A 12,408-nucleotide genomic window follows, 5' to 3' on the forward strand; every position below is an offset into this window, starting at 1 on the left:
ATTAATTTATATATTTTCTATTAACCATGATGAGGATGTGAATTCTAACCTTTAGCAGCAGTTAACTTATTGGATTATTCGGTAATTTATAAGTCACTAACATTTGGTTTTTAACTTATATGCGATACCTACGCCGGCCAGTAGAAGCGCCGCAATAAATAACGCGACGCCATTCCAGCCATATGCCGACCAGAAAAAACCGCCCAATGTACCGGCTATACTGGAACCCGCATAATAGCTAAACAAATAGAGGGACGATGCTTGTCCTCTTGCCCGTTTAGCGCGACGTCCCACCCAGCTACTTGCAACGGAATGCCCGGCGAAGAATCCGGTGGTCAATACTGTCATGCCTAATAAAATGACCCAAATATTACTGTGTAACGTCAAAATTACGCCGATTAACATCATCGCAATGGCTGCAATTAAAATTCGCCCAAAACCATGTTTCTGGGTCAAGCTCCCTGTTTTCGTCGCACTGTAAGTTCCTGTTAAATAAATAACAGATAAGAATCCCACGACAGACTGACTAAAATTATAAGGTGATTCAAGTAAGCGATATCCAATGTAGTTATACATGGTGACGAAACCGCCCATCAAGATAAAGCCCTCAACAAATAACCAGGGCAAACCCGTATCACGTAGATGTAAATGTAAGTTAACCCAAAGGTTTTTAGGTTTCAGAGAGCTTGCACGAAAGTGTTGGGATGGTGGTAATAAACGCCAGAATCCAATCGCCGCCAACAACGCCAATGAGCCTAAAATAACAACCGCGACTCGCCATGAATAAAAGTCGGCAATTACCCCAGTCATTAAGCGTCCACTCATTCCTCCGATAGAGTTACCACTGATATATAAACCCATCGACAGTGCAACATAGCTCGGATGTATTTCTTCGCTCAAATAGGTCATGGCGACGGCCGCTACACCACTAAGCGATAACCCCACTAATGCGCGAGCGATCAAAATCCCTTGCCAGCTTTCCATTATTGAACTCATTAACGTAAAGAGTGCAGCACACGTCAGGGAAATGACCATCACATTTTTACGACCAATTGCATCGGAAATAGGGCCGGTGATCAATAACCCTAATGCCATTAATCCCGTACTTAAGGAGAGTGATAAACTGGCAGTCGCCGGGGAAATATTAAAGTCCGCGGACAACATTGGCAGAATAGGTTGTACAAAGTACAGCAACGCAAATGTTGCAAAACCCACAGTAAAAAATGACAGCGTTACACGCAGATACAGCGCATCATCCCGTTGAATATAGTGTTTTTTCGGGGCTGCATTGGTCAAGGTTTTGGTTTGTTTTCCTTGGAGAGATTGGCTCGTTGAGAGGCTATTTGACTGCTGTTCCATGTAAATTCCTTGACGACTAGACGGACTTGATTTCGATCAAAGAATAGAAACTTTCTATTTTTTTGTCTAATATATTAATAATACATAATGATACATTTAAAATATCAATCAGATGAACATCGAATTACGCCACCTACGTTATTTTATTGCTGTTGCCGAAGAGCTACATTTTGGACGTGCGGCTGAGCGCTTGCACATGTCTCAGCCACCATTAAGCCAGCAGATCCAAGCTCTTGAAGAGATGGTAAATGCCAAATTATTAGAGCGCAATAACCGCAATGTCGCCTTAACGCCAGCCGGTGCCATGTTTCTCAAAGAAGCCTACCAAATTTTAGGACAGGTCGATGCGGCAGCGACCAAAGCGGCTCGGATGGAAAAAGGGGAGCTTGGCGAACTGTCTATTGGCTTTACGTCCACAACGCCATTTATGCATAAAGTCACTATGAGCCTGCGCCAATACCGAGAAGCATACCCTGATGTTTCCATTCATATGCATCAAATGAATACGAAGCAGCAAATCCCGCCTTTAGTGACTGGACGCATAGACATTGGCATCATGCGCAATACAATATTGCCTGAACAATTGGACTATCAATTATTATTCAGAGAGCCTTTCATGGTTGCTGTTTATGAAGGGCATCCTTTACTGGCTTTCGAAGAAAGTGGGGTCGATATTAAGCAGCTTGCGGCTTACCCGTTAGTTTTCTTTGAGCGGGAAGTGGGTACGGCGCTGTATGATGAGATTAACCAATTATTAGCCTCTGAAGGGGTGGTTCCTACTATTTCCCAAGAAGCGGGGGAAGCTATGACCATTCTAGGCTTAGTGTCTGCTGGAATGGGAATTTCTATCATCACTGAATCCTTTACACGAATGAAGATTGACGGCGTGAGATATCTAAAACTCGCGAATATTCAAGCTACTTCAGAGGTTTGGTTAGTCTACAATACGCGACGAACGCCACCTGCTGCAGCCAAAAAACTGACTGAGTTACTGCTGCACAATATTGTGGGTATATAAGGCGTAGAATTTGAAATGATTAACGAGATTTGTATCACGTTTTATATGTAAATGTAGCCGCATTTTCATTTGTATCAGGCATAATCAATCATAATTTATAACGATTTCTGAGTGTTAAGATGATAAACCAAACGGGGAATACCGACCAAATAAAGCAATTAAATACTGGGCTTGTGTACCGAATTATTGCACAGCATGGTCCTATTTCCCGTATTGCGTTATCAAAACAGTCTCAATTGGCCCCAGCGAGTATCACCAAAATTACCCGTGAACTGATGGATGCTCACTTGATACAAGAACGTGAATTTCCAGTATTAGGGTTAAGAGGGCGTCCAGCTGTTGGGTTAGTCATTGAAAGTGAAGGTTGGCAATTTTTAGCCATTCGAATTGAACAACAACACGCCATCATTTCGTTAAAAGAAATTAATGCTAAAACCCTCACAGAAAAAAGCTATCCTTTTGATGTAAAAGGCAATCAACAATTTAGTGATCGGTTGTCGGAACTGATTGGTCTGTTTTTCGAAGAAAACGCATCTCACTTAGAAAGAGTCACGGCGATCAGTATCTTATTAGATGGTCTCTTAGACTCTTATTCCGGGGTTATTCATAGGTTGCCTGACTACCATGTTCACCAACTGGATATTGGTGAATTGCTAACAGAAAAAACAGGTCTGCCCGTCTATCTTCACCCAACTGTTAATGCCCTGGCTATCGGCGACCACCTCAAATATTCAGAGTCTCGTCCACAAAAAAATATTATTTATCTACAAATTCAAGATGTGGTTAATGTCGCGGTGCTGAATCACGGTTATTCTTTGGATTCAATAACACATCAGCCTATATTATTTGCGCATACTCAAACTGATTCAGAAAGACCACAATCTTGCTATTGTGGAGGAAAGGGCTGCTTAGAAACTAAGATAGCTATTCCTGCAATTATTCAGCAAGCAAGGGAATTACTTGCAGATTATCCCGCATCCATCTTGCATAAAGAGAGCGTCGATATTAATACAATTAGTCGAGGCGCAATAGAAAATGATCCATTATGTATTTTGTTACTCGATATAACAGCCAAGCGCCTTGCTTATCCATTAGCAATGATGATTAATTTATTTGGAACTGAATTGATTTTAGTTAATTCGGCTTTAACGGATGGGCAAAATTACTGGCTTACTCGTCTACAATATTTTATCTCTTTATATGGGAACCCTCTTTACAGTAATAAATTAATGCTTGATAAATCAATAATTTCAATTAGAGAAAGTGAAACGGCATTAATTCAGAATGCACTTTATGATGGCTCACTGTTGTTGCAATTACTGCAAGGCTAATACAATTTGATAAACTTCACACTATCTTACACAAAATTGAGCTAACGCAAACTTATCATTTCCCCATTCCCATAAACTGAATTCATATCATTTTTATAGCATTTTGCTGACCTTAGTCTGTCACTTCAGGATAGAACAACCATGAACAATCTATTTATTACCGGGACAGATACAGATGTCGGGAAGACGGTATCGACACTAGCAATATTACAAGCACTTAATAATCAAGGCATTAAAGCAGTAGGGTACAAACCTATTGCAGATCAATGTATCGATACACCTGAAGGGAAGCGCAATAAGGATGCACTTCTTATTCACCGTGTTTCGCAAGACCTTGTCTCGTATGATGAAGTTAACCCTGTCAGACTTGGCGATAATTACAGCCATGAAAACAGTATCGATTTTAATAAAATCAACAAAGGGTTAGACCACCTTCATGAGCAAAGCGACATAGTCGTTATCGAAGGTAATGGCGGATGGCGTTATCTTCTTGATGATAATACTTTTTATGCCGATTGGCTGAAAAAACAATCTGTTGGCGTGATCTTAGTTGTCGGCATTCAGCATGGGTGTGTCAATCATGCATTATTGACAGCTGAAGCTATTCGAGCGGATGGTTTACCGTTAGTCGGTTGGTTAGCCAATAGAATCAACCCAGGCTTGGCACATTACGCTCAAATTATTCAGCGTATGCAACAACATATTAATGCGCCATTACTGGGTGAAATTCCTTATTTATTGCGTCCTGAAGAAAAAGAATTGGGACATTATTTAAATGGTGAAAAACTGCAAGAGTTTGTTTCGGTTCCTGCATTTTAATCTTTATATAAATTTTAAATTAATATCTAAGCAAAAGGGCGCAAATAGCGCCCTTTATTTTACCGAGATATTCTATTTTCAACTATGGATTGATAATTGGACGGCCTGAGTTAACATCAAGGCAACGTTGAGTATTTGGCTCCCAATACGCATTAAGATTCAAACTTTTCTCACATTTATCTTTCGCATCAAATGCGGCATCAATCTTATCAAACTCTTTTTCGGTGCGGCGGTTAACTTTAGAACGCAGCATTTTAGTCTCATCCCACTGTTCTTTATCTTGTCGCGCCTGTTCTTTATTCAACGGGTCATTACTACCATTACCGACAGAAACACAAGTGCTACCCGCAGCGCATGATGTATTAGCTGCTTGCGCCGCATTAACCCACATCAAAGGGAGGCAGAAGCAGATTGCAGCCAGACCATTTTTGATAAATTTTTGTGACGTGCTCATGTAATTTCCTTTCGTTTCAATACTCGATCTATAGCCAGAGTATAACTAATAAACAATAATGCCGTCTTTATAGAATAGTACGAAAATTTATTATTGTTTATGTACGGTTAATCCAGCAAATGTTTGGCACACTGGCATTAATTCCAGTGTATTAACGTTCATATGAGCCGGAAGTGTTGCCACCCAATAAACTGTTTCCGCAATATCTTCAGCAGTAAGGGCATCCGCGCCTTTATAGGTATTTGTGACTTTTTCATCATCACCTTTGAAACGGACATTTGAAAACTCAGTTCCACCGACTAACCCAGGCTCAATATCGGTCACACGGATTTTTTTGCCCACTAAATCTGCACGTAATCCTAAGGAAAATTGTTTCACAAACGCCTTGGTTGCGCCGTAAACGTTGCCGCCTTTATATGGCCAAGATGCAGCTGTTGAACCAATATTGATAATGTGCCCGTGATTTTTCTCCACCATACCTTGCAGCACTTCATAAGTCATATTGACTAAGCCTTTGGTATTTGTGTTGATCATGGTTTCCCAGTCATCCGGATTTGCATCAAATGCGGGCTCTAATCCTAAAGCAAGCCCCGCATTATTGACTAAAAGATCGATGTTTTTTAAGTGGGAAGGCAAATTGGCGACAGCGTGTTGAATGGCTTTTCGGTCTTGTACATCCAGAGTTAGTGGATAAAATTTATCACCCAATTCTTGATGTAATGCATTTAATCTTTCAGTTCTGCGTCCTGTCCCAATCACAGTGAAATTATGTTGAATAAATTTGCGAGCAATAGCTTCACCAAATCCTGATGTTGCGCCGGTTACTAGAATAATCATTAGGTACCTCAGGTTGTTATCGTTGTTTGTTTTGAATCATTCTAACCTTATTATTAAGGGGCTTCCAAGCCCCTATTTAGTTCTTTTACACCGATAAAATAATTAACTTATTTAGCGAGTTATAATCCATTAATCTGCTTATTTTTAGGGTATTTCAGCGTATAACTTAACGGCAACTCGACCATTTCTTGAGGTTTAAGCGTTAAATCCCATTCAATCTTATTCTCTGTTTCATCCAATTTTCCGCCCTTATATTCAGGGTTGAGCACTTTAATATCGGTATCTCTGCTCGTCGGGAGTTGGTCGTAAACAGATAGTTTAATGTCATTTTTACGCGTATTACGTACCTTAATTAAGAAGCTTTCTTTTTGCTCAACTGTGGAGCCCATAAAAGACGGTTTTTTACGCATAGCCGCATTATTCACACGAGAAATTTGAATGTTATCATCCACACCGAATGGAATATCGAGAGTCTCAGTTAATTGCCCTGAATTTACGTAAAAATCACCGACATAACTGTTCATAAAGTAAATATTTGCAGGGCCATTCAGTAAATTCAGTGTATCCCAGTCATCAATTTGTGCTTGCAAATAGACTTCTTCAGCCATTTTTGGTGTTGATGTATAACGATATTTTGCGTCAATATCCGCTTGCTTAATGGTAATAGATTTTGCTTTAGGGGTAGAGGCTAAGCTAAAAGGTAATTCGATGTTGTAGCTGAGATTCACGCCATTGGTATTGGTTGACACATAGTTTGCCATACCCGGGCTGCGTTTTTTTACTGTAGAGAGTTCCGCTACTGGCGCAGGTGCTGCTACTTCCATATCCATGGTCGCGGACATTTTTTCGCTCATATAGCCTTGATTATATTGATCGTAAACTGACAATAGCCATGGTGCTAAAAATGGCGGGGTGATATTGCGTGTTGGATTGGCAGAGGAAAGGGTGAGTTTAACTTTATCCCAGTCCAAGCCTGTATTTTGAATGACGTCAGCTTTATAGGTAATATTGACTGGTTTATCAATATCTTTAGCTCGAATATCATAACTTGGAGACCAACCGGCATCGGGGGTGACATACGAGATTTGCATGTTAGTGCTCAAATTTTTGGGTGTATCAACCGTCAACACAATTTGCGTCTGCTCACCAATATTATCGGGAAGAATTCCTTCAAATTTTGCCTGCAATAATGCTTGTTTCTCTGTCAATTCATCAATCTGCTGCTGATACGCTAAGTTTTCACTCAATATCGCAGACATTTGCTTGCGAATAAACTCCAATTTAGATGCGGACTGCTCAAGGGATAATGTTGTTGTTTCACCAAAAAAACGCTGATCTTTCAGTAAAGCGAGTTGGTCATCACCCACTTTTATCTTGATATTAAGCTCTGAAATTTGTTTGGTTATCGCATCTATTTGTGTTTTTAAATTTGCCACTTCACCCGTGTAGACAGGTTCCACCGTGACGGTTTGCACGTCAATTGAGCGGATCAAAACATCTTCATTATCTAAGCTAATAGAAAGGCTTTTTTGATCAAGGTGGTCAGCAACATTGGTAAAAACCAGTTTACTTTCGCCTTGCGGTAAATTAACAGTGGCGCTATTCGTTAACTCAGCACCGCGTAAAAAGATCGTGGCTTGATTGAGCTTAAGAGGGTGCAAAAGCGGTGCTGATTCAGCAAATGCTTGCCATGACGCTAACGCCGATACAAATAAAATTCCTTTGGTGAATTTGCGAGTGACAAACATATTGATACTCCATTAGCTGGATAAATTAGTTTTCTTGATAGTTTTTAATCATATTGGAATTTAATCAGTTGAGATAACAGAATAAGCTTAAAGTAAGATTCTATTCATAAAGAATAATCAGAATGGTTGGCTGATTTTTTAATTAACTTTTAAAAAAAGATGTTTTGATTTCTGAGGATAGAGAAGAATTTCAATGCACACAAGCCACCGGCTATTATAGAGGTCGGTGGCTGAGGCGGAATAATATCAAGGGATAAGTATAATCGCGCCACGTGCCTGGTTGTTTGCAATTCGCTCATGAGCATTAGCAGCCTGAGATAACGGCATCGTACTGTCAATCAATGGTCTGATTAACCCTTTTTTAATAGCAGGAAGCCATCTTGAAAAATCTTCTATATCGCCAACCAATGTTCCTCGCAGCTGTTTTTGAGTGAAGAAAAAGTTACGCACATCGATTGTCGCTTGCGTACCTGCCATAAAGCCCATTGAGACAATAATGCCTTCTGGCTGCACTACATTGATTGTTTTTTGAAGAATGTCGCCACCTAAGTTATCAATTGCAACGTCAACGCCTTTCCCTTCGGTCCATTCATGGATGGCGGAAACAAAGTCCTGTTCAGAGGTGTTAATAATAAAATCGGCGCCAAATTCTTTAACTGTTTCAACAGAGTTTGAATTCTGTACCGTTGTGACCACGCGAGCACCGAGTGCTTTCGCCACTTGAATACTCATCATCCCTGTACTTGACGCACCCGCCTGCACCAGAACGGTATCACCGGCTTTAACTTCACCAACAATTTCAACAGAACGAATAGCAATAAGTAGTGGCACCGGAAGTGCAGCAATTTGCTCAACGGGTAAATCCGTATTATCAATCAGTAGCCACTGCGCAGGTACGACAATATATTCCGCATAGGTCCCTTGAGTGTGAACCCCAGGAATAGCGTAACTACTGGCGACTGTCACTGGGCGAACATGTACTTCTGACGGATCCAATGGATAACCAGGCATTGAGATAACGCGGTCACCGACATTAAATCCAGTGACGTCCTTACCCCAATTTATAACTTGGCCAACTGCATCAGAACCTAAAACATGGGGAAAGGTAATATCGGGTGAAATTTCACCTAAACGTACATAGTGGTCAAGTCGGTTAGTGCCAATTGCCAGTGTTTTAACGAGTACTTCGCCTGGACCCGGTTGAGGCATTTTTAACTCTTCATATTTTATTTCTTCAGGGCCACCAAATTGATGAATGACTGCAGCTTTCATACTTTTATCTCCAACTTATCGTGAATTTTCGTTTTTCTAAGATCGGTTACGGTCTCCCCGCCAACTCCCCAGTTATCGGTTTTGATTTCATCAATTACGACAAAAACAGACGATCTCGGCTTGCCAAGAACCTGATTGAGCAGGGTGGTTGCACCTTCAATGAGGCGTTTTTTTTGATCGTCGGTGACACCTTCATCTGTCACTTTGATATTGATATAGGGCATTTTATTGTTCTCTGTCGTGCCATCGACTGATTACAGAAGTTGGCGTTGTTGTATTGATGTTGCCCATAACAATAATTCATTACTTAAAATTGAAAAATAACCGCAGTGTTATTATAGTTTATACATTATGTAACTAATCTTTCAGGTGGCTATGCAACGCTATTTTGATGATATGCAAATGGGCAGTATCGAATTGTTCTGCCTTACCGTAGAAACCGGTAGTTTTACAGCGGCGGCTAATGCAGCTGGCGTTACACCAGCGGCTGTCAGTCGTTCTGTTGGCCGACTTGAAAAAAGATTGCAAACCCGATTATTTGTTAGAACGACACGCAGTATGCGAACAACCGACACGGGGCAACAATATTATTTGGATTGCAGAAATGCGCTGAATCAGCTCATTGAGGCCGAAAACAAAATCTCTGGGGAACATCAGGTTCCAGTAGGGATACTTCGGATTAGTGTTCCAACACTCTATGCGCATTATCGATTACTCCCTCGATTAAATCAGTTCTGTTCTCTGTATCCTCAGTTGAAAATAAATCTGGAGGTCAGTAATGAAAATATTGATTTTTCAGAGGATAACTATGATGTTGCTATCAGAGGAAGTGAGTTACATGATTCAGGATTAATTGCCCGTCGCCTTGAGGATGCTGAACTCATCATTGTGGCGGCACCTTCATATTTGCAGCAGCATTCCACACCCCATGCTCTTTCTGACCTCATGCATCATGAATGTATTCAGTATTCCTTACCCAGTAGCGGTAGAAAAATACCGTGGACATTTCGTTCACAAGGGAATGTTGTAAAAGTAGAGACGACAGGGCGTTTGTTATGCCAGCAGGATTTTTTGGCCACCCTGACATTAGTGAAAAATGGGGCTGGCCTTATGCAGGTATATCGATTTACTGTCGAGCAAGAATTGCAACGCGGTGAGTTAGTAGAAGTTCTTCAAGAGTACGCAGGAACAACGCGTCCGTTTATTTTAATTTATCCCTATGCCCGTTATATTCCGTTGAAAACAAGAAAGTTTATTGAGTTTATGACGAGTAATGAATCGTAATGAAAGATAAGATTTCATCACTGATCGCCATGACTGTTGCAACTGTGTAAATATTTCAGTAGTCTTAGCTCTTTCGGAGATAGCGCATGTCCGTTACAGATTCTCTACTTGCTTACACTCTCGCAGCAACACTTCTCACCTTAACTCCGGGTCTTGATACCGCACTCATTCTCCGTACCGCGGCCGTTGAAGGTGGCCGAAAAGCCTTCCATGCAGCGTTAGGCATTGATGTTGGCTGTTTTATCTGGGGCGCATTAGTGGCCTTTGGTTTGGGGGCTTTATTAGCGGTTTCTGAACTTGCTTATACATTGCTGAAATGGTGCGGGGCTGCCTATCTTTTCTGGTTAGGCATTCAATTGTTACTACGACCACGACAACAATTTAGCTTGAGTCAAGAAGTAAAAAATCCTGCAAGCAATTGGTTCCTAAGAGGGATGTTGGGTAATGTGCTTAACCCCAAAATGGGCATCTTCTATGTTTCATTTTTACCGCAATTTATCCCAACCGGGCATTCTCCCATAGGCTGGACATTTCTTCTGGTTACGATCCACGTAGTGATTGGCACGCTGTGGTCATTAACACTCATTGCTGCTACTCGATATGCTTCTGGAATTTTGAAAAAGCCAGCGGTGGTTAAATGTATGGATCGCATGACCGGATTGTTGTTTCTATTGTTTGCCGCAAAATTGGCGATAAGTCGAAGATAGTTTGAAAGCAAGGAACGCTGAGATAAAACACCCGTTTGCAGGTGTTTTATCTTGCTAGGCTGATGTTATTTACTCTTTGAAATACCAATATCCCTGATTGATAAATTCGGTCAACTCAGCGACAAAAATTGGGTTCTCCAATGCTTCACCGAGCTCATTCATTCCGACTTCCGTAAGCTGGCATAATGCGTCGGCACCCTTTATTTCTGAGGTATCCCAACCATCTGAATTCACAAAAAATAATCTCCGATGCGCATAACACGCAACCCACTTAGTCGTATCAATTTTTCACCGGCATTCAAAGTGCTCAGTACTTCTTCCGGCTGATACGGCGGTTCTGCAGGGGCAATATCCAGCTCATGGCGAGGGGTGGTTGCAAAACGGCCTAACCACTGTTCAAAATCACCGGGCTTGTTGACCATTTCAATCATCATTGCTCGTAGGCGTTCAACCTCATGAGGTTCCATGGTTCCTGCATTTTTACTGACTTTCAGGTCAGGATCGCCATAATTTATTCCGCCCAAATCCTGTTCCAGCGCATAGTCTGCAAAACTACTCAGCAAATCGCGCCCAGTCGGGCCACGAAATCCGACAGAATAGTTCATGGTATCTTCGAAGGTGAAACCATCGTGAGGGAATCCCGGCGGAATATACAGAATATCGCCCGGCGCCATTTCTACATCAATAATCGGCTCAAACGGGTCGACATGCAATAATGCTGGATGTGCGCAAAACTGACGCATGGGAAGGGCGTCACCGACTCGCCAGCGGCGGCGTCCCATTCCTTGGATGATGAAAACATCATAGTTATCAATGTGTGGCCCAACACCACCGCCAGGCACCGAATAGGAGATCATCAAGTCATCAAGACGCCATTCAGGCAGTACGCGGAACGGTTTCACCAGTTCAGCGGCAGGCATATGCCAATGGTTGACGGCTTGCACTAGCAGCGACCATCCTTTTTCGCCTAATTCGCTGTAGTCCTCAAACGGGCCATGGCTCGCTTCCCATTTGTTATCAATAAAACTGACTAGGCGGCTGTCGACTTCCGGTTCCATCGCCAAACCGGCCAGTTCATCTGGAGTGATAGGATCGACAAAATCAGGAAATGCATTTTTCAATACAACGGGTTTTTTCTGCCAGTATTTTTCTAAAAATTCAGGCCAGTTAAGATTCAGTTTGTTAGCCATGTGACCACATCTATATGAGTAAATAAGCCAGTCATTATAGAAGTAATGTACCGCTATATTTTTGTTTGGCGTCAAACGTAGGGTGATAACTTTTGAGAGTAGTCTGTGCTTTAGTATTTTGGATGCTTCATTTGCTATTAAATAAAATCTTAACTTATTCATAATGCATTGAGGTGATCTGTCATTTAAAAGTACCGATGACAAAATGGGTAAGGAAGTTCAATCGTCAAAGTTAACAACGCCAGTATGATCCCCAAGCTCACATTTTAAATCTCATGGAACTTTAACTGGCGAACATGAAGCGACAGCTAAAAGCTTAATTGGTCATAGATAAAAGGCAGTTTAAGCGATAAACGAACCAACACGATTAACCAGCCAAAACGCTGGAT

At 41.4% G+C, this 12,408-nt stretch carries 9 protein-coding genes and 3 pseudogenes; 5 read left to right on the top strand and 7 right to left on the bottom strand.

What is annotated here, in order from left to right; translation table 11 throughout:
* Window positions 1-96 precede the first annotated feature (96 nt).
* A complete protein-coding gene (locus GKR74_RS12155) occupies window positions 97-1,359 on the bottom strand; it encodes an MFS transporter (RefSeq protein WP_154603765.1) in 1,263 nt (420 codons plus the stop codon).
* A gap of 112 nt (window positions 1,360-1,471) precedes the next feature.
* Here GKR74_RS12155 and GKR74_RS12160 point away from each other — a divergent pair, with 112 nt between their 5' ends.
* From GKR74_RS12160 to bioD, 3 genes are all read left to right on the top strand, one after another.
* Complete coding sequence (locus GKR74_RS12160) at window positions 1,472-2,377, top strand: LysR family transcriptional regulator (RefSeq protein WP_036947913.1); 906 nt, start codon at window positions 1,472-1,474, stop codon at window positions 2,375-2,377.
* Window positions 2,378-2,496: 119 nt separating this feature from the next.
* Window positions 2,497-3,708, top strand: coding sequence for an ROK family protein (locus GKR74_RS12165; RefSeq protein ID WP_154603766.1), 1,212 nt, complete (start codon window positions 2,497-2,499; stop codon window positions 3,706-3,708).
* Between the two features lie 141 nt (window positions 3,709-3,849).
* Window positions 3,850-4,527, top strand: a complete 678-nt coding sequence (bioD, locus tag GKR74_RS12170) for a dethiobiotin synthase (protein ID WP_154603767.1) — start codon at window positions 3,850-3,852, stop codon at window positions 4,525-4,527.
* A gap of 82 nt (window positions 4,528-4,609) precedes the next feature.
* Here the strand turns inward: bioD and GKR74_RS12175 are convergent, their stop codons facing one another.
* The 5 genes and pseudogenes from GKR74_RS12175 to GKR74_RS12195 all read right to left on the bottom strand — a co-directional run.
* Window positions 4,610-4,981: a DUF1283 family protein gene (locus tag GKR74_RS12175; RefSeq protein WP_006659792.1), complete on the bottom strand. Its 372-nt coding sequence runs from the start codon at window positions 4,979-4,981 to the stop codon at window positions 4,610-4,612.
* Between the two features lie 90 nt (window positions 4,982-5,071).
* Window positions 5,072-5,818: a bifunctional NADP-dependent 3-hydroxy acid dehydrogenase/3-hydroxypropionate dehydrogenase YdfG gene (ydfG, locus tag GKR74_RS12180; RefSeq protein WP_154603768.1), complete on the bottom strand. Its 747-nt coding sequence runs from the start codon at window positions 5,816-5,818 to the stop codon at window positions 5,072-5,074.
* 119 nt (window positions 5,819-5,937) lie between these two features.
* Window positions 5,938-7,566 carry a mucoidy inhibitor MuiA family protein gene (locus GKR74_RS12185; protein WP_154603769.1) on the bottom strand — a complete coding sequence of 543 codons (1,629 nt, stop codon included), beginning with the start codon at window positions 7,564-7,566 and terminating at the stop codon, window positions 5,938-5,940.
* A 138-nt stretch (window positions 7,567-7,704) separates the two neighbouring features.
* Window positions 7,705-8,838: pseudogene (locus GKR74_RS12190) on the bottom strand (quinone oxidoreductase family protein).
* Between the two features lie 32 nt (window positions 8,839-8,870).
* Window positions 8,871-9,062 (bottom strand): annotated as a pseudogene (locus GKR74_RS12195) (tautomerase family protein); the annotation flags it as partial.
* A 151-nt stretch (window positions 9,063-9,213) separates the two neighbouring features.
* Here GKR74_RS12195 and GKR74_RS12200 point away from each other — a divergent pair.
* Together GKR74_RS12200 and GKR74_RS12205 are read left to right on the top strand one after the other, a co-directional pair.
* Window positions 9,214-10,122, top strand: coding sequence for a LysR family transcriptional regulator (locus GKR74_RS12200; RefSeq protein WP_154603772.1), 909 nt, complete (start codon window positions 9,214-9,216; stop codon window positions 10,120-10,122).
* Between the two features lie 86 nt (window positions 10,123-10,208).
* Entirely contained in the window at window positions 10,209-10,829 is a 621-nt protein-coding gene (locus tag GKR74_RS12205) for a LysE family translocator (protein ID WP_154603773.1), read from the top strand.
* Window positions 10,830-10,898: 69 nt separating this feature from the next.
* Here GKR74_RS12205 and GKR74_RS12210 read toward each other — a convergent pair.
* Window positions 10,899-12,019 (bottom strand): annotated as a pseudogene (locus tag GKR74_RS12210) (ribosomal protein uL16 3-hydroxylase).
* Between the last annotated feature and the right edge of the window lie 389 nt (window positions 12,020-12,408).

Source organism: Providencia sp. wls1914, assembly GCF_009706645.1.
Classification (GTDB): domain Bacteria; phylum Pseudomonadota; class Gammaproteobacteria; order Enterobacterales; family Enterobacteriaceae; genus Providencia; species Providencia zhijiangensis.